Below are 17,732 nucleotides of genomic sequence, written 5' to 3'. Positions count from 1 at the left end.
ACTTCCCGATGCCTTTATACTTAGTTATAATTTCACTCGTTGTAAACGAAGTGCATTTAATACGACCGAAACTGAACTAAAGGCCATCGCTGCGCCTGCTACCCATGGAGCAAGCAGACCGAGTGCAGCAATTGGAATACCTAATGTATTATAAGCAAATGCCCAAAATAAATTTTGTTTAATATTACGCATTGTTTTTCTACTCATTAGAATGGCATCCGCGATACTATTTAAATCTCCACGAATAAGCGTAATATCTGCAGCTTCCATTGCCACATCTGTCCCTGTACCAATTGCCATCCCAATATTCGCTGTTGCTAAGGCAGGTGCGTCATTAATACCATCACCAACCATCGCTACTTTTTTCCCTTGGGCTTGAAGTTTTTTCACTTCATCAGCTTTACCTTCTGGTAAGACTTCTGCAATAACATGATTCACGCCTACCTCTGTTCCAATTGCTTGAGCAGTACGCTCGTTATCACCAGTCATCATGATGACCGTAATCCCCATATCCTGTAAACGACGAATAGCTTCTTTTGATGTATCTTTCACGGTATCAGCCACAGCTACTAAACCTGCATATTGCCCATTGATGGCTGCTAACATGGCTGTCTTACCATTTCGTTCTAGTTGCTCCATTGTTGGTAAAATATCATTAATATGAATACCATATTGTTGCATTAATTTACGTGTGCCAATGATAACACCTTGACCTGAGACAGTTGCCTGCACACCATAACCCGGTATTGCTTCAAAGAATTGAACGTCACCTAAAGCTATGCCGCGTTTTTCTATGCCTTGAACAATGGCTTCTGCTAGTGGATGCTCTGACTGCTTCTCTGCTGCCCCGATTAAGGATAAAAAGCGTGCTTCATCTTGCTCTGGCGCTAACAGAACATCTGTAAGCTCAGGTTTACCATGTGTCACTGTTCCTGTTTTATCTACAACAACTGTATCTATGCCTTGTGTTTGCTCTAAATGTTCTCCCCCTTTAAATAAAATACCAAACTCAGCTGCACGTCCAGAGCCTGCCATTATTGAAGTTGGTGTTGCTAACCCAAGTGCACATGGACAAGCAATGACAAGAACTGCGATTAATACCTCTAAAGCAGGTGTAAATTCCCCTGGACGGACCCAAATAATCCAAATTAAAAAGGTTACAATGGCTATGCCCACAACAATAGGTACGAAAATCCCTGAAATCTGATCTGCTAAACGTTGAATAGGTGCTTTCGATCCTTGAGCATCTTCGACCACTTTAATAATTTGTGCTAATGCTGTATCACGGCCAACCTTTGTTGCAGTCATTTTAATAAAACCATTTTTATTAATAGTTGAGCCAAATAATAGATCACCTTGCTTTTTATCAACTGGTAGACTTTCTCCTGTTAGCATTGATTCGTCAACAGCTGTTGTCCCCTCTATTACCTCACCATCTACAGGAATTTTTTCACCTGGTTTCACTAAAATAACATCGCCAATGATAACTTCTTCTAATGGGACCTCCTTTTCTATACCGTCACGTACAACGATCGCTGTCTTTGCTTGAAGTCCCATTAGTTTTTTTATGGCTTCAGATGAACGTCCTTTTGCCTTTGCCTCAAATAATTTACCTAATAAAATTAGTGTAATTAATACAGCACTCGTTTCAAAATAAAGATGTGGACCGTGATGTGATCCTATCGTTACAATCGCTTGATAGACACTATAGAAATAGGCTGCTGATGTCCCCATCACAACAAGCACATCCATATTTGCACTACCATTGCGTAATGCTTTATATGCCCCTACATAAAATTGTTTACCAATAATAAATTGCACTGGCGTAGCCAATACCATTTGGACCCATGGATTCATTAGAAATTCTGGAACATATAAAAATGACGTAAAGGAAAAATGACCAACCATCGTCCAAAGCAGTGGTAAAGAAAGTATAGCCGATAAAATAAATTTATGTTGTTGCTGTTTGATAGCTTTTTCACGATGATCCACTGTTTCCTGCTCATCTGCCTTTTGATGTGCCCCATAGCCTAGCTTCTCAACTTTTGTAATAATATCTGCGATGGATACTTCCGAAGGATTAAACTCGATCATCGCTTTTTCCAGTGCTAAGTTGACATTAGCAGAGGAAATACCAATTAGTTTATTTAACCCTTTTTCAATGCGAGTCGCACAGGCTGCACATGTCATACCTGTAATATCAAGTTCAGCTTTTTGTTTAACAACACCATAGCCAAGTGCTTCTATTTTCTTTTCAAAATCTGCTTCACTTAGTTTAGTGGGGTCATATTTAATAGATGATTTTTCAAGTGCTAAATTTACTGTTGCATGTTCTACACCATCCATTTTATTTAACCCTTTTTCTATTCGAGTGGCACAGGCCGCACATGTCATCCCTGTAATTTGCAAATTAGCTTCCTTATGATCAGAACTCATTTACCTTTCACCTCTCCTTATACCAACAGGGGGTATATAATTTTGAAAATAAGAGAGTGCTACTTGAGCACTCTACAATTATTATTTTACGTCATATCCTTGGTCATCAATTGTTTCTTTAATTTGGTCAAGTGATACTTGTGCATCATCAAAGGCAATATCCACTAAGCCATCTGCTAAATTAACTTTTACTTGTTCAACACCAGCTAGAGCACCAACACTTTTTTCCACTGCATTTACACAATGACCGCATGACATTCCTTGTACGTTTAATGTTACGTTTTGCATAATAAAATCTCTCCTTTTGTATGTTTTCAATCTATTTTTTCATTAACTTTTGAATCGTTATTACTAACTCATCTAATACTGCTTCATCGCCTTCTGATAGACGATCCACAACACAGCCCTTTAAATGACCTTCTAATAATATTTTTGCCACACTATTTAATGCAGATTGTGTAGCAGATAGTTGCGTAATAATATCATCACAGTAAACGTCTTTATCAATCATTCCCTTAATACCACGAATCTGACCTTCAATTCGATTTAAGCGAGTTGTTAGATCCTTTTTCACACGCTCAGGGTGATGACTTTTTCGGCAAGACGTAGCTTCCTCTGTATGACAAGCATCCTCTTTTACTGTCTCCTCCATTCACTACACCTCCTATTTGTAATTATCATACTATACCCACGAAGGGTATGCAAGTCATAAAAAATTTTATTTATCATCGTGATGATGTTCATGGTCATTTTCTAATTTACATAAAATAGAATTATCATGTCGATGTAAGGATGTTTCTAATTGAATTGTTATATGCTTAATGCCCTTATGTTGAAGATTATGTTCAATTTTCCGCAAGATATGCTCACTCTCAGCTATTTTCAATTGATCATTTACAACTGCATGACAGGATAATGCATTCGTTCCACTAGTTATTGTCCAGATGTGTAAATCGTGGATACTTTCTATTCCATCAGTCTGCTCTATTAGCTGAATAATCTCCTGAACATCTATATTTGAAGGTGTCCCCTCCATTAATACATGAATCGAGGCTTTTGTGACATGGTAGCCACTTCGTACGACCAATAATGCAACAACAACGCTTGCAAGAGGATCTGCCCAGCCCCAGCCAAAAAACATAATTAATAGTGCCGCAACAATAGCGCCTACAGATCCTAGCATATCACTTAGTACATGTAAAAATGCTCCGCGCATATTTAAATTATCCTTTGTATCACTTCCACGCATCATAATCCAGGCAACTAAAATGTTAACGAACAAACCAATTGTACTGATTATAAGCATTCCAGTTGTAGCTACTTCTGGTGGGTTTGTAAATCGTTCAATCGCTTCATAGAAAATAAATAATGCGATTCCTATTAATGTAATGCCATTCAATACTGCAGCTAAAATCTCAAATCGTTTATAGCCGTATGTTTTACTATAGCTTGCAGCTTTTTCCCCAAACATAAAAGCTAACATGGCTATACCTAAAGAGATAGAGTCACTTAACATATGCCCTGCATCTGATAAAAGAGCCAAACTATTTGTTAAAAAGCCACCAATGGCTTCCACTACCATATACCCTGTAATAATAATAAACGACAGTAATAATACCTTTTTATTTGCACCATGTGTATGATCATGGCCATGGTCGTGTTGATGTCCCATTGTTATTCCCTCATTTCATTTTAGTTATGAGCCGCATGCTCAATAGCCTGCTTCAATAAATTCATAATGTGATCATCGTCCTTAGAATAATATAAGGTTGTTCCTTCCCTTCTAAATTTCACCAATCTTAAATTTTTAAGAAAGCGTAATTGGTGGGAAACCGTTGATTGGCCTAAATCTAAAATTTCTGCAATATCATTAACAGAATGTTCATCTGAACAAAGTAAGTTTAAAATACGAATTCGTGTTGGATCACTCAAGGCTTTAAAAGTCTGAGATACTACAAATAATGTCTCTTCATCTAAATGCTGATCAATATTTTTTTGCATTTCTGAACTGTTTAATTTTTCATCCATAGAAGTTTACCCCATTCTTCAATATTTATATATGAGCATGTGTTCATATATAAATATATATGGATATATAAGGAATGTCAACAAGTATTTATGCTTCGACATATTACAGGTCAATCGTTGATTTTAAATGAATATATCATCCGAAAAGAAGTAAAAGTAGCAATTACCACTTCAGCACGCTACACTACTGTTAAGGAGAGATATGAGTGGATATTTTTGACGCAGATCGTTTATTTATGAAACAAGCATTAGAGGAAGCTCAACAGGCTGCAGTACTTGGGGAAGTACCAATTGGTGCAGTACTTGTTTATGAAGGGAAAATCATTGCACGTGCGCATAATTTAAGAGAAACAACGCAAAATGCAACAACACATGCGGAGCTGTTAGTGATTCAAGAAGCCTGCAAAAAAATAGGGAGTTGGCGACTGGAGGATACTACTCTTTATGTTACATTGGAGCCTTGTCCAATGTGTGCAGGAGCCATTCTCCAATCACGTGTACCCCGAGTTGTTTATGGGGCAAGAGATCAAAAAGCTGGCTGTGTAGATTCTCTTTACCATTTATTAAATGATGAACGCTTTAATCATGAATGTGATGTAACAGAAGGGATTTTAGCCGAGGAATGTGGTCAAATTTTAACAGACTTTTTTAAGGCATTACGAGACCGTAAAAAAGCTGAGAAAAAAGCACGATTAGCTTCCAACGATGTAAATGGTCTTTAAAGAAGGTGCCTCCTAATGAGACACCTTCTTTAATATTTAAGGGAATGACGATATATATGAAATATGTCGTAGCAGCGACCATCTTCATAACTAATTTATTGAGCTTGAATAGTGGATTGTGTAAAAACACATTCTCCTTCGATATATGTAGCGAATGGTTTTACATGCATAAGCTGGTTATGTGAAAGCGTCAGCAAATCGTCTGTTAGTACAACAAAATTAGCTTCATAGCCCTCTTTTAACTGACCAACGTTCTCCATACGAATCATCGTCTTGGCATCAACTGTGTATAGCTGTAATGCCTCCTCTACAGAGATTTTTTCTGCGGCGCCTAAATCTGTGCCATCATAAGCTGTTCGTGTAACGGCTGCTTGTATCGTCACAAAGGGATTAGCTGCTTCTGCCCATGATGTAGCAGGTGCATCTGAAGAGAGCGCTGTCGCAATCCCCCTCTTGAGAAATGTTTGTACACCATATAATGTCTGTGTTTTTTCTAGCCCTAGATTCTCTAAATAACTCTCAATTTCACAAAATAAGAAGATGGGTTGTGGCACAAAGCCTATCCCCCATTCAGCAGCTTTTTGCAAGGCACTTTTAGATGGCATGGCTGCATGCTCAATACGAACAGACGGTGCATCTGTTAACCAAGCCTTTTCCTCATAAAATGTGTCGACAATTAGATCAATGGCTCTGTCCCCCATTGCATGAACCACTAATTGAATACCATATTCTTTTGCTACCGCAGCAGCCGCTAGCAGCTCCTCTTTCGAAGTCATCGCTATGCCTTTTTCATCACTTCCCAAAAATGGCTCAGAAACAAGTGCTGTACGGCCTGAAACACTGCCATCCGAAAATAGCTTAATGCCTCCGATATAGGCTCCTGCAGAACGATCAATAGTATTTGCTGTTAACAGCTCATATCGTTGAATATCCTCCCAGATATAATAAACTGCTACGCGTTGCTTAAAACCTTTTTCTCGGGCTTTACGATACAGGCCTAAATAATCAATAGGCGCTACCGTGGCCATTAATTCTGTAATACTTGTTACACCATAGGATGCCAAAGTTTGTGATAGCTTTAGAAGCCTTTTGACAATCTCTTCTTCAGATGGTGTAGGTAAATGCTGTAGTACTAGATTACGTGCATTTTCACGCAGTATGCCTGTAGGTTCCCCATTTTCATCACGATCGATTTGTCCACCCTGTGGATCAAGTGTATCCTTCGTAATACCTGCGATTGCTAATGCTCTACTATTGACCGATATGATATGACCACATGTACGCATAACAATAACAGGTAACTCTGTAGAGGCACGGTCTAAGTCCTCTTTTAAAGGCGCTCTTCTTTCCTTTAGTTTCCCTTCATCATAGCCCCAGCCTAATAGCCATCCCCGCTGACTTGCATCATAGTTTGCTAATGCATTAATTATATCCTCAATAGAATAAATATATGGAGGTAAACAAGCCACTTGTTCCATAACATCTGCTAACATAATGGGATGCATATGAGCGTCAATAATCCCAGGAATAATGAGCTTTCCTTGTACCTCTATTACTTCTCCCTGATAGGGAGGTAAATCTTCCTGTTGTCCAATCCAAAGTACCTTTCCTTCTTCAATTACCATAGCCGTTGCAGATGGCTGATTAGTATCTGCCGTATAAATCTTTGCGTTACAAATAATTTTCATCATTTTTCAACTCCTATTTCTTCCATACCAAAAGTAGATTTTTCAGGATCTTCTGCTTTCAGCACCTTATGCAAAATAGTACCGATAATAAAGCCAACAATAGATGGCATAATCCAAGCAAATCCACTAGACTGCAGTGGTAAATGCATGACCAACTGTGTCACACCAGGTATCGTAATTTCATAGCTAGCAAATGTTTCAACGACGCTTACTAGAAATGCAAATAGGACAGTTCCTTTATAGGCTCCTGCATTTGGTACAAAACGATCAAAGGCTCCCAGTAGCACAAGTACAATAATGACTGGATAAATTACCAAGAAAATCGGCAATGTAATTTCAACGATGGCACCTACACCTAAGGAGCCAATAGTTGCGCCTACTACACACATAATAAAGACCCACGTTCTATAGCCAAGCTTCTCTTTTGTTAGTTCATTTAAAAACTGTGAGGATATGACCATGACGCCAATCGCTGATGTTAAGCAGGCAAAAACAACACATATAGCTAGTAACGCTTTACCCAAATTACCAATGACACTAAAGGCAATGCCCGCTAATAGTTCTGTATCACTGCCCGGATTTGTGATGATGCCACTACTTGTAGCCCCTAAATAGAGCAGGCCACCATATACTGCAATTAACCCTATTGCAGCAATAGCCATTCCACCAAGCGCGACCTTTTTAGATTGTTTCCCTTTATAGCCATAGCCTACTATTGCTGCTAAAAAGATTGGCGCACAAAGAATACCTGTTCCCACATCCCCTGTTTGATAGGCTGCTATTATGGAGTTGGCAAAAACCCTTTCTGCTCCTGTATTAATTGCTGCTCCTATTGGGTCTAATACCCCTTTACCAATGAGGATAATAAGTATAAGAACAAGAACAGGCGTCAACCATTTGCCAATCTTATCGATCACATTTGATTGGTCCATCGCAAAGTAAAAGCAAATCGCGAAAAATGCTAATACTGACACAATTAAAGGTACGTTCGGAATAATTTGTGATACTCCTAATTCATGAGTTGTCGCTGACATCCTCGGTATTGTGACAACCATTCCAATACAAACCATCATGACCGTATTAAAGGCTTTATAAAACCAATTTCCGATTGGTCTTGTGAGCGCTTCCACAGTTCCCCCAGTATTATAAATTGCATACACCGCAAGCACAGGTAAAATAACACCCGTTAAGCTAAAGCCCATCAGAGCGGAAATCCATGATTCCCCTGCACTATTACCTATGGATGGCGGAAAGATTAAATTCCCAGCACCAAAAAATATAGCAAATAAGGCTAACCCCACGATTATCGTATGCTGTACAACTTTAGACATATCCTCAACCCCTTTATAATCGTTTACAGAAGATTTATCTAAATAATAAAAAATTTAATAACACGAAAAAAGGAGATAAATTTTTATCCCCTTTTTGTAAAATTTTTTTTACAGCAATTCATATTTTAAACACTTATATTTTAGTAATTGACGAGAAATACCTAAACGTCTAGCTGTTTCCGCTAATCGTCCATCAGTTTCACGCAACTTTTCCGCTATAATTAGACGCTCGTAGGCTTCCGTTAAATCTCGTAAATGTCCAGATTGGTTGTTTTGTATGATCGATTGAGTTGAATGTTGAACATTTTTTTTAATCCTCTCTGGAACATGTTCAACAAGTATTTCATCCCCAAGCAAATTATTATATGCCGATTCAAGGGCATTTTTTAGTTCACGCACATTCCCCGGCCAATGATAGGCATAAAATAACTGAATTACTTCATTACAATAGCTTACATTTTTCTGTAGTGTATGTTCATTGTAAAATTGTATATAAAAATCAAGGATAAGGGGAATATCTTCCTTCCTTAATCTTAGCGGTGGCAAATCAATTTGAAGAACATTTAAGCGATAAAATAAGTCCTCGCGTAGCCTTTTTTCAGCTAATAGTTTGTCCACATCTTCATTGACAGTAGTAATATACCTTATATCCAAGGGCTCACCATTTAACACTTTTATATCTACCGCATGTAAAAGTTTCGCCTGCAAAGATATATCCAATAAATTAAGGTGATCGATGAGTAGCGTCCCACCATTAGCCTCCTGTAATTTTCCACTTTTTGCTTCATTGTCCGAGCCGTATAGCTGCGTAAATATATTATCCTCTGTTAATGTTGAGCAGTTCAAAGTAATAAACGGCTTTGTATAGCGTTCACTTTCATTGTGTATGCCTTGTGCGATTATATCTTTCCCAGTTCCAGTTTCCCCAGTTAGTAAAACGGGTGCACTTTTTTGAGCACTACGACGTGCCTTTTCAAGTTGAGTTTTCATTTCGGCGTTTGTTGTAATGTAATCCTCCAAACGGTAGGTTGTATGATTATCTCGATATAATTTATGTCCCAGGAAATTATCTAGGTATTTAATTTGCTTAGTTTCATAAAAATGTTTTGAAAATTCAATGGCACCAATGGCTTTTCCATGCTCCATAATGGGATAGGTCGAACTCAGTGATAAATAACTAAAACCGTTCAATGTTGTCAGTTGTTGTTCATAGTATAAAACTGGCTGCCCTGTTTGTATGACTTGAAAAACAGTACTTGTCTCAGGTGATAAATTTTGATAATTATCAGTCACAGTGCTGTGAAAAAATTCATCTGGTGTTAAGCCGATTTCCAATAATATATTTAAATCTGCTAAATCATAAAAGATTGCACAGCCTTTATCATCTGTAATTAAAACATTATCAAATTCACTGAAAGCCTGTGCAAATTGTTGCAATTCCATGAATTTCTCCCCCTTGTCCCCATGAATATTACCCATTATAACGAATTTTCAAAAATTATGAGAGAATTCAATTTTTGCAACACAAAAAAGCTATTTTAGAACATCCATAAAGGAATTGTCTAAAATAGCTTTATCTGTCGTTTATTTTGGTGCGATTACTTCTTTACCGCCCATATAAGGTCTTAAAACTTCAGGAATTACTACGCTGCCATCAGCTTGTTGGTAGTTTTCTAGAAGAGCAGCAACTGTACGACCAATGGCAAGACCTGAGCCGTTTAATGTATGCACATATTCTGGTTTTGCATTTGGCTCACGACGGAAGCGGATATTTGCTCGTCGTGCCTGGAAATCCTCAAAGTTAGAGCAAGAAGAAATTTCACGGTACATGTTTTGTGCAGGAATCCAAACTTCTAAATCATATTTTTTCGCTGCAGTAAAACCTAAATCAGCTGTACACATTTTTAACTTACGATATGGTAAGCCTAGTAATTGTAATACTTTTTCTGCATGACTTGTTAATAGCTCTAATTGTTCGTATGACTCCTCTGGTTTTACAAAACGTACTAATTCTACTTTATTGAACTGGTGTTGACGAATTAAACCACGTGTATCACGACCTGCAGATCCCGCTTCTGAACGGAAGCAAGCACTATACGCTGCAAAGCCTTGTGGTAAAGCTTCAGCCGGTAAAATCTCATCTCGATAGAAGTTCGTTACTGGTACTTCTGCAGTTGGAATCATAAAATAATCTGTTTCCTCTAATTTGAATACATCTTCCTCAAATTTCGGAAGTTGCCCTGTACCTGTTAGGCTATCTCGATTAACAATGACAGGTGGTAGCATTTCCTCGTAACCATGCTCCTCTGCATGTAAATCCATCATGAATGTCATTAATGCTCGTTCTAAACGAGCACCAAGACCACGATAGAATAAGAAACGGCTACCTGTTACTTTCGCGCCGCGTTCAAAGTCTACAATTTTTAAATCCGTAGCAAGGTCCCAGTGTGCTTTAATATCAAAATCAAATGTCGGAATTTCACCCCACGTATATTCTTCAACATTGTCATCCTCTGTTGTGCCTACTGGTACAGATTCATGTGGGATATTTGGTAAACGCATCATCATATCTTTAAAGCGTTCTTCAACATCATTTAATTGTACATCTAATTCTTTAATTTCATCGCCAACCTGACGCATACGAGCAATGACTTCATCAGCATTTTCTTTGTTGCGTTTCATAACTGAGATTTGTTCAGATACTTTATTGCGTTCTGCTTTTAATTCTTCTGTTTTGGCAATCAATTCACGACGTTTTGCATCTAAGCCTTCAAAGTCATCTAAATTTCCTAAATCTTCATTACGTGTTAATAACATCTCTTTAATTTCCGCGAAATTATCGCGTACACGTTTAATATCTAACATCTTCATACCTCCAATAGTTTCTTCATGATGGAAAATCGTAGCAGCGAAATGAACACAAAAAAGCCCTCATCCCTAAAAAGGGACGAGAGCTACCCGCGTTGCCACCCTAATTGACTAGACACATTTCTGCCTAATCCACTTATTTCATAACGGCATTTCAGCCGGCTACAGCCTACTTCATTCACTTCGACTGTGCAACTCCAGGACGGATTCACAAGTGCTTTTATCAGCTTCCACCAGCCGCTGACTCTCTAAAAAAAACGTGCTTGCTACTACTTCCCATCATCGTGTTCAGTTATTTAAAATTTAACCATACTGTACTATATGAAAACAAATTTTGCAAGTCATACCATAGAGGTTACAAAATATTCAAGAATTCGTGTATCCTCTGTTAATTCGGGATGAAACGAACAACCCAATAAATGGCCATCTTGTGCCAAGATTATTTTCCCATCATGTTTTGCAAGAATTTCAACACCTTTACCTACCGCTTCAATATGAGGTGCACGAATAAATACTGCTGGAATCCCTACACCGACTTTAGGAATATCTAGTTGTACTTCGAAGCTATCCACCTGACGTCCATATGAGTTTCTTGCTACAGTCACGTCCATCACAGCCAAATGTGGTTCATCTTCAATTAGATCCTTGGCTAATAAAATTAATCCCGCACATGTACCAAGCATCGGTAATCCTTTCTGTGCAAGTCCACGAATTGGCTCTAGCAGATCAAATCGATCCAGCAATTTTCTCATTGTTGTGCTTTCTCCACCTGGTAACACAAGTCCATCTAGGCTTCCTAAATCCTTTCTTTGTTTTACTTGAATTGCTTCACAACCAAGAGCTTCTAACATTTGTATATGCTCACGAACTGCTCCTTGTAATGCTAATACACCAATTCGCTTCATGCTACCAACCTCGCTCTTGCATACGCTCGTTGTGTCCAAGCTGTGCAATATCAATCCCCTTCATTGGCAAGCCGAGCTCTTTTGATATATCTGCAATAAGCTTGTAGTCTTTATAATGAGTAGTCGCCTCTACAATGGCACGTGCAAATTTTTCAGGGTTCTCAGATTTGAAAATACCTGAGCCAACGAAAACGCCATCAGCTCCAAGTTCCATCATTAAGGCTGCATCGGCAGGCGTCGCCACTCCTCCTGCTGCGAAGTTTACTACTGGTAAACGACCAAGACGTTTAATTTCTCTTAATAACTCGAAAGGAGCTCCTAGTAATTTCGCCTCTGTCATTAATTCATCCTCTGTCATTCCTACGACTTTACGAACCTGTGCATTTACTTTACGAATATGGCGAACGGCCTCCACAATATTCCCTGTACCTGGTTCACCTTTAGTTCGTAACATCGAGGCACCTTCCCCGATACGACGGGCTGCTTCCCCTAAATCGCGACAGCCACACACAAACGGTACTGTGTATTCACTTTTTAATAAATGGTACTCTTCATCTGCTGGTGTTAAAACTTCACTTTCATCAATATAATCAACACCCATTGCTTCTAAGACACGTGCTTCAACAATATGACCAATACGTGCTTTGGCCATCACAGGAATAGTTACTGCCCCCATCACTTCCTCAACAATACGAGGATCAGCCATGCGTGCAACGCCACCTGCTTTCCGAATATCTGAAGGTACTCTTTCTAATGCCATAACTGCTACAGCACCTGCAGCTTCTGCAATTTTTGCTTGCTCTGCATTAATGACATCCATAATGACGCCGCCTTTTTGCATTTCTGCCATTCCACGCTTTACTAGCTCTGTACCTGTTTGTTTCATTTTCTAACCTCCACCTTTATGATGAAGTTTAGTATAATAGAAATTGACCATATAAAAATATCCAGTTTTCAAAATATTTATAGGGTCAGGAGGTTTCAGATTATGGATATGCTTTTATTCCAGCTTGAAAGAGATAGTGATAAACCGCTTTATGATCAGCTTTATAACGGTATTAAAGAGGCTATTATTTCTAAAAAAATAACTGTAGGAGAAAAACTGCCTTCAAAAAGAAAATTAGCTGATTTTTTAAACATTTCCCAAACAACAATTGAAATTGCCTATGCTCAGCTATTAGCTGAAGGCTATATTATGTCCAAATCACGTATTGGCTATTTTGTAGAAGAAATAGATGAACTGCCCTACATTCAACAAGATACTATGGCATCCATTAATGAATATCCTAAGAAAAAGTCTTACAAAATCGATTTTAATCCAGGATCTATTGATATCGATGCTTTTCCATTTCAAACATGGAGAAAGTATGCAAAAGAGCTTTTTGACGATACCTCAAAGGAGCTATTATTAACAGGGGAACCACAAGGTGAACTGTCTTTACGCACAGAGATTGCTAATTATTTATATCAATCCCGTGGTGTTGTATGTCACCCTGAACAAATTGTTATTGGTTCAGGGACGGAGCAGCTCCTCCCTATGATTCTCCGTCTTTTTAGTGAGGACACTAGCTTTGCATTAGAAAACCCAGGATACCCTGCCGTCCATCGAATGTTTTCCCAGCATAAACGAAAAGTTTACCCAATTGCAGTTGATGAAGAGGGCATAATTATTCATGATCTTGAAAAAACAAATGCGAATGTTGTGTATATTACACCCTCACATCAATTCCCAACTGGGGCTGTATTATCTGCTACAAGACGAGCACAGGCTTTAAATTGGGCAGCACAAAGCACCTCTCGCTATATTATTGAGGATGATTATGATTCGGAATTTCGTTATGCTGGAAAACCAATTCCTGCCCTACACGCATTAGATCGAAACGATAAAGTGATTTACATGAGTACTTTTACCAAATCTTTAATGCCATCCTTGCGAGTAGCTTATTTTGTACTTCCACCTAAACTACTTGCCACTTATAACGATGTCTTTAATTATTACTCTTCCACTGTGCCTCGTTTTGATCAGCATATTGTAGCAAATTTTATGGGTGATGGGCATTTTGCAAAGCACCTCAATCGTATGCGTAAAATTTATCGTAAAAAACATGATAAATTAACTTCTATTTTAGAAAAATATTCATCATCCATTAACATTACTGGTGAACAAGCGGGTATGCATATTTTATTAGAGGTTCAACACACATTTTCAGAAAAACAATTACAACAGCTCGCCTCTCAAGCAGAGATCGGTATTTATCCATTATCAGCCTATAGACTAGATCATTATGAATCTTCACAAGCTCAATTTTTATTAGGTTTTGGAGGGATTCCCGTACAAGCAATCGAATCATCCATTGAGCAGTTGATGGATTGCTGGAGCATACAAAAAAATGACCCATCTACGTAGATGGGTCATTTTATATTAAGTCTCAATTAATTGAATTTGATAATGCTCAAACCAAGTATGAATTTGCCCTAGATAAGCTAAAAGCTGGGGACCTGCCATTAACTGCCCATACCATGGAACCTTAAAAGAGCTACCTCCCGATTCAATTAACTCCGCAAGCTTTTGTCGTTCAAATAGTTCATGCAAGATTGAATTTTTATCATGTAGAATTTCCTTCAACCATTTTTGCACTCCTGCTGTATAGACAGGATGATATGTTTTTGGATAAGGATTTTTTTTACGATATAACACTTCATTCGGCAATAGATGTGCCATTGATTTTCGAAGTAATCCTTTTTCTATTCCATCCAAATTCTTCATTTCCCACGGAATATTCCAGGCATATTCTACAAGCCGATGATCTGCAAAAGGGACACGTACCTCTAAACTTGCCCCCATACTCATACGATCCTTCCGCTCTAATAATGTTTGCATAAACCATAGCATATTTAAGTAGGACATTTCGCGATGCTTTGCCTCTGCTAGACCTTCTCCATCTAACAAAGGAACTTCAGCTATTGTTTGTGTATATAGTTGTTGTGCATAGGCTTCAATTTTTAATTTGTTGTTCCACTTCTCTTGGAGTAATGCACTTCTTTCAGACAATGAACGTATCCAAGGGAAACCAGTAGTCCTATCTTTAAACCATGGATAACCACCAAAAATTTCATCTGCACACTCTCCTGATAGCGCTACAGTAAATTCCCTTTTTATTTCCCGACAAAACCATAATAACGAGGAATCTACATCTGCCATACCTGGGGAATCGCGAACAATGACCGATTCTACTAATAAATCAATTAACTGTTGCTGGGTGATTTCCTCTGCGTGGTGAGCTGTCTTGAAAGTTTCTGTCATTTTTTGAATCCAGTACGTATCCGTGGAGGTTTGGAAAGAATGTGGGTTAAAGAAGCGCTCATTGTCTTCATAATCAATAGAATACGTATGCAATTGCTGGCTTTGCTGTTGGAATCTATTTGCTGCTATGCCTGTGATAATACTGGAATCTAGTCCTCCTGAAAGAAACGTACAAATGGGTACATCCGAAACTAGCTGACGTTCAATAGCATCCGTTAACAAAAAACCAACATGTTCAATCGTTTCTCCTAATGTTTCTTCATGTCTACGGCTTTGTAGCTGCCAATACGGCCAACTTCTTAAACCTCCTTCTCTAGAGAATCGCATAGCATAGCCAGGTCGTAATTCTTTAATATTTTGAAAAAGGGTTTTACCTGGCTCTCTAGAAGGCCCTACAGCCATCATACTTGCCAACCCTTCAACATTTACACATGCTTGAACCGTAGGGTGTGCTAGCAGAGCCTTCACTTCAGATGCAAAAAGTACACCATCATGTTGCTCTGTATAATACAAGGGTTTTACGCCTAGTCGGTCTCGACACAAAAATAAAGACTGCGTTTGCTCATCCCAAACACCGAAGGCAAAAATACCATTTAGAAATTCTACACACTGCTCTTTCCATTCAATATAGGCAGTTAATAGTACTTCAGTATCCGATTGTGTTGTAAAGCTGTGCCCTCTTTTTTGAAGTTCCTTACGTAGCTCCTCTGTATTATAAAGTTCGCCATTATATGTAATGACATAGTTCAAACCATCATGGATTTTTTTCATTGGCTGTTTGCCACCGATTAAATCAATAACAGCCAACCGTCGATGGCCAAATGCAATATGCTCACTACACCAAATATTTTCATCATCTGGCCCTCTCTTATTTAATGTTTGCGTCATCGATTTTACTATTGTGTCACTTGTTCTTAAGTCCTTTTGAAAACTAGCCCAGCCTGTAATACCACACATTTAGCCACATCCTTTCGCCTATTAGCGTATGCTATAGCGTGTAAAAATGTGAAAAAGCACATGAATGCTTACGTACATTCATGTGCTCGTATTTAAATATTAAAACAATCCACCAACAAAGTCTGTAATGCCTCCCCATAAATTACCGAAGAAGTTACCTACACCTTGGAAGAACAATGAGATACCGCTAGCACGCTCTACAGCCTCTGTTGTGACAACATCGGATGAAATATCCTTGCCATCGATAAAGCCGTAATCTGTGCCTTCTGTGCGTTCAATAACGACCTTTCCTACAACAGTGCCTTTTTTAACGTCTGCCTCTAAACTCTTTTTATCTAAAACCAATGTAGGTTTATATAAGTCTTTATCAGAAGACTTAATCATAAATGAAATTGGTTCTTTTACTGCAATCGATACTTTGTCTTCTTTACCTTTTGTCACTTTAACTGTTTTTTGATCTTTGAATGTATAGTTCCCTGGTAAAATTTCTTGCTTTGAGAATTGTGAAAAGCCGTAGTTAAATAATTTCGCTGTGGCATCAAAGCGAGCTTCATAGGACCCTTGTCCATTTGCATCAACAGCCTTCATTACAACTGCAATCAAACGAGTACCATTGCGCTCTGCAGTACCTGTGAAGCAGTGACCTGCAAAGTTTGTTGTACCTGTCTTTAATCCATCTACACCTTGATATTCATACACTAACCCCGGTAACATAAAGTTCCAGTTAGACATTTTAATTGCATCTTCTGTCCCTTCACGGAATGTCTTTTTTGCAATTTTAGATGTCTCTAATACCTTTGGGTGATCTTTTAATAAATGATATGCTAATTTTGCTACAGATTTTGCAGGCATCACATTTTCATCTTCTGGTCCTGTGCCTGATGGATGCATACCAAATAAATCAGCATTATTAAGACCAGTAGCATTGACAAATTTATAGCCCTCTAAACCAAGTTCTTCTGCTTTTTTATTCATTAACTTTAAAAATTCAGTTTCAGAACCTGCGATCGTTTCAGCAATGGCTACGGTTGCTGCATTTGCTGAATAGATTGCCATTGCCTCGTATAGCTCACGAATCGTATAAGTGCCATCTCTACGTAAAGGTACATTACTTAATGCACGATTTTGAGACATACGATACGTATAATCTGTTACGTGATATTCTTGATCCCACTTAACTGTCCCTGCATCAATCGCGTCCAATAACAGGTATTCAGTCATCATCTTTGTCATACTTGCAATACCTAGTGAAGTATCTGCATTTTGTTCAAATAAAATTTTTCCTGAATCTGCATCAATTAAAATCGCAGCATCCACTGTTAATCCTAAATCTGTTTCTGCATTTGCATTGGCAGGAATACCTGCAAAAATACTAAATAATAAAACAGGAATTAGGAGTAAGCGTAATACGGTGTTCATTTTCTTTTTCACCTTTAAAGCCCTCCAAAAAATAATCTTGTCCTCGACATTTTATCATAGATAACAACAAACGT

15 protein-coding genes and 1 other annotated feature are annotated in these 17,732 nt (G+C 38.3%); of the genes, 2 read left to right on the top strand and 13 right to left on the bottom strand.

Going from position 1 to position 17,732, the window contains the following annotated elements; genetic code table 11:
- Nucleotides 1–24 precede the first annotated feature (24 nt).
- From L6W14_RS00165 to L6W14_RS00145, 5 genes are all read right to left on the bottom strand, one after another.
- On the bottom strand, nucleotides 25–2,436 hold the full coding sequence (locus L6W14_RS00165; protein ID WP_237898980.1) for a heavy metal translocating P-type ATPase: 2,412 nt from the start codon (nucleotides 2,434–2,436) through the stop codon (nucleotides 25–27).
- An 81-nt stretch (nucleotides 2,437–2,517) separates the two neighbouring features.
- The gene (gene copZ / locus L6W14_RS00160; protein WP_004233974.1) at nucleotides 2,518–2,724 is read right to left on the bottom strand and encodes a copper chaperone CopZ; all 207 of its coding nucleotides are present in this window, start codon (nucleotides 2,722–2,724) and stop codon (nucleotides 2,518–2,520) included.
- Between the two features lie 31 nt (nucleotides 2,725–2,755).
- Nucleotides 2,756–3,088 (bottom strand): metal-sensing transcriptional repressor, encoded by a 333-nt coding sequence (locus L6W14_RS00155; protein WP_004233976.1) that lies wholly within the window; start codon nucleotides 3,086–3,088, stop codon nucleotides 2,756–2,758.
- A gap of 66 nt (nucleotides 3,089–3,154) precedes the next feature.
- Nucleotides 3,155–4,108, bottom strand: coding sequence for a cation diffusion facilitator family transporter (locus tag L6W14_RS00150; protein WP_131522636.1), 954 nt, complete (start codon nucleotides 4,106–4,108; stop codon nucleotides 3,155–3,157).
- A gap of 20 nt (nucleotides 4,109–4,128) precedes the next feature.
- Complete coding sequence (locus L6W14_RS00145; RefSeq protein ID WP_016995255.1) at nucleotides 4,129–4,464, bottom strand: ArsR/SmtB family transcription factor; 336 nt, start codon at nucleotides 4,462–4,464, stop codon at nucleotides 4,129–4,131.
- Nucleotides 4,465–4,670: 206 nt separating this feature from the next.
- On the opposite strand from L6W14_RS00145, the gene tadA reads away from it, so the two are divergent.
- Nucleotides 4,671–5,186, top strand: a complete 516-nt coding sequence (gene tadA / locus L6W14_RS00140; protein WP_131522635.1) for a tRNA adenosine(34) deaminase TadA — start codon at nucleotides 4,671–4,673, stop codon at nucleotides 5,184–5,186.
- Between the two features lie 95 nt (nucleotides 5,187–5,281).
- On the opposite strand, the gene L6W14_RS00135 is transcribed toward tadA, so the two are convergent.
- From L6W14_RS00135 to pdxS, 6 genes are all read right to left on the bottom strand, one after another.
- Complete coding sequence (locus L6W14_RS00135) at nucleotides 5,282–6,877, bottom strand: amidohydrolase (protein WP_237898977.1); 1,596 nt, start codon at nucleotides 6,875–6,877, stop codon at nucleotides 5,282–5,284.
- Complete coding sequence (gene brnQ, locus L6W14_RS00130) at nucleotides 6,874–8,205, bottom strand: branched-chain amino acid transport system II carrier protein (RefSeq protein WP_237898976.1); 1,332 nt, start codon at nucleotides 8,203–8,205, stop codon at nucleotides 6,874–6,876. Before brnQ ends, L6W14_RS00135 begins: the two co-directional genes overlap by 4 nt.
- A gap of 108 nt (nucleotides 8,206–8,313) precedes the next feature.
- Nucleotides 8,314–9,648 (bottom strand): sigma 54-interacting transcriptional regulator, encoded by a 1,335-nt coding sequence (locus L6W14_RS00125; protein ID WP_131522632.1) that lies wholly within the window; start codon nucleotides 9,646–9,648, stop codon nucleotides 8,314–8,316.
- A 141-nt stretch (nucleotides 9,649–9,789) separates the two neighbouring features.
- Nucleotides 9,790–11,070 (bottom strand): serine--tRNA ligase, encoded by a 1,281-nt coding sequence (serS, locus tag L6W14_RS00120; RefSeq protein ID WP_131522631.1) that lies wholly within the window; start codon nucleotides 11,068–11,070, stop codon nucleotides 9,790–9,792.
- A gap of 75 nt (nucleotides 11,071–11,145) precedes the next feature.
- Nucleotides 11,146–11,365: a binding site (T-box leader), on the bottom strand.
- Between the two features lie 49 nt (nucleotides 11,366–11,414).
- Nucleotides 11,415–11,978 (bottom strand): pyridoxal 5'-phosphate synthase glutaminase subunit PdxT, encoded by a 564-nt coding sequence (pdxT, locus tag L6W14_RS00115; protein ID WP_237898975.1) that lies wholly within the window; start codon nucleotides 11,976–11,978, stop codon nucleotides 11,415–11,417.
- A gap of 1 nt (nucleotide 11,979) precedes the next feature.
- Nucleotides 11,980–12,864: a pyridoxal 5'-phosphate synthase lyase subunit PdxS gene (gene pdxS, locus L6W14_RS00110; RefSeq protein ID WP_131522629.1), complete on the bottom strand. Its 885-nt coding sequence runs from the start codon at nucleotides 12,862–12,864 to the stop codon at nucleotides 11,980–11,982.
- 102 nt (nucleotides 12,865–12,966) lie between these two features.
- Here pdxS and L6W14_RS00105 point away from each other — a divergent pair, with 102 nt between their 5' ends.
- The gene (locus tag L6W14_RS00105; protein ID WP_082148118.1) at nucleotides 12,967–14,385 is read left to right on the top strand and encodes a MocR-like pyridoxine biosynthesis transcription factor PdxR; all 1,419 of its coding nucleotides are present in this window, start codon (nucleotides 12,967–12,969) and stop codon (nucleotides 14,383–14,385) included.
- 15 nt (nucleotides 14,386–14,400) lie between these two features.
- On the opposite strand, the gene asnB is transcribed toward L6W14_RS00105, so the two are convergent.
- Both asnB and L6W14_RS00095 read right to left on the bottom strand, forming a co-directional pair.
- Nucleotides 14,401–16,239 (bottom strand): asparagine synthase (glutamine-hydrolyzing), encoded by a 1,839-nt coding sequence (gene asnB, locus L6W14_RS00100; RefSeq protein ID WP_237898974.1) that lies wholly within the window; start codon nucleotides 16,237–16,239, stop codon nucleotides 14,401–14,403.
- A 99-nt stretch (nucleotides 16,240–16,338) separates the two neighbouring features.
- On the bottom strand, nucleotides 16,339–17,670 hold the full coding sequence (locus tag L6W14_RS00095; protein WP_131522626.1) for a D-alanyl-D-alanine carboxypeptidase family protein: 1,332 nt from the start codon (nucleotides 17,668–17,670) through the stop codon (nucleotides 16,339–16,341).
- Nucleotides 17,671–17,732 lie beyond the last annotated feature (62 nt).

Origin of the sequence: Lysinibacillus sp. ACHW1.5 (genome assembly GCF_022014815.1) — a bacterium.
GTDB classification, from domain to species: domain Bacteria; phylum Bacillota; class Bacilli; order Bacillales_A; family Planococcaceae; genus Lysinibacillus; species Lysinibacillus capsici.
Note: the sequence above shows the minus strand (reverse complement) of the source record. Positions and strands in the feature narration are given on the sequence as shown.

Excerpts from the sequence above, each read along its gene's own strand:
- L6W14_RS00165 (WP_237898980.1), bottom strand. The coding sequence starts at position 2,436 with ATGAGTTCTGATCATAAGGAAGCTAATTTGCAAATTACAGGGATGACA.
- asnB (WP_237898974.1), bottom strand. The coding sequence starts at position 16,239 with ATGTGTGGTATTACAGGCTGGGCTAGTTTTCAAAAGGACTTAAGAACA.
- L6W14_RS00155 (WP_004233976.1), bottom strand. The coding sequence starts at position 3,088 with ATGGAGGAGACAGTAAAAGAGGATGCTTGTCATACAGAGGAAGCTACG.
- copZ (WP_004233974.1), bottom strand. The coding sequence starts at position 2,724 with ATGCAAAACGTAACATTAAACGTACAAGGAATGTCATGCGGTCATTGT.
- brnQ (WP_237898976.1), bottom strand. The coding sequence starts at position 8,205 with ATGTCTAAAGTTGTACAGCATACGATAATCGTGGGGTTAGCCTTATTT.
- L6W14_RS00105 (WP_082148118.1), top strand. The coding sequence starts at position 12,967 with ATGGATATGCTTTTATTCCAGCTTGAAAGAGATAGTGATAAACCGCTT.
- L6W14_RS00145 (WP_016995255.1), bottom strand. The coding sequence starts at position 4,464 with ATGGATGAAAAATTAAACAGTTCAGAAATGCAAAAAAATATTGATCAG.
- L6W14_RS00125 (WP_131522632.1), bottom strand. The coding sequence starts at position 9,648 with ATGGAATTGCAACAATTTGCACAGGCTTTCAGTGAATTTGATAATGTT.
- pdxT (WP_237898975.1), bottom strand. The coding sequence starts at position 11,978 with ATGAAGCGAATTGGTGTATTAGCATTACAAGGAGCAGTTCGTGAGCAT.
- L6W14_RS00135 (WP_237898977.1), bottom strand. The coding sequence starts at position 6,877 with ATGATGAAAATTATTTGTAACGCAAAGATTTATACGGCAGATACTAAT.
- serS (WP_131522631.1), bottom strand. The coding sequence starts at position 11,070 with ATGTTAGATATTAAACGTGTACGCGATAATTTCGCGGAAATTAAAGAG.
- pdxS (WP_131522629.1), bottom strand. The coding sequence starts at position 12,864 with ATGAAACAAACAGGTACAGAGCTAGTAAAGCGTGGAATGGCAGAAATG.
- L6W14_RS00150 (WP_131522636.1), bottom strand. The coding sequence starts at position 4,108 with ATGGGACATCAACACGACCATGGCCATGATCATACACATGGTGCAAAT.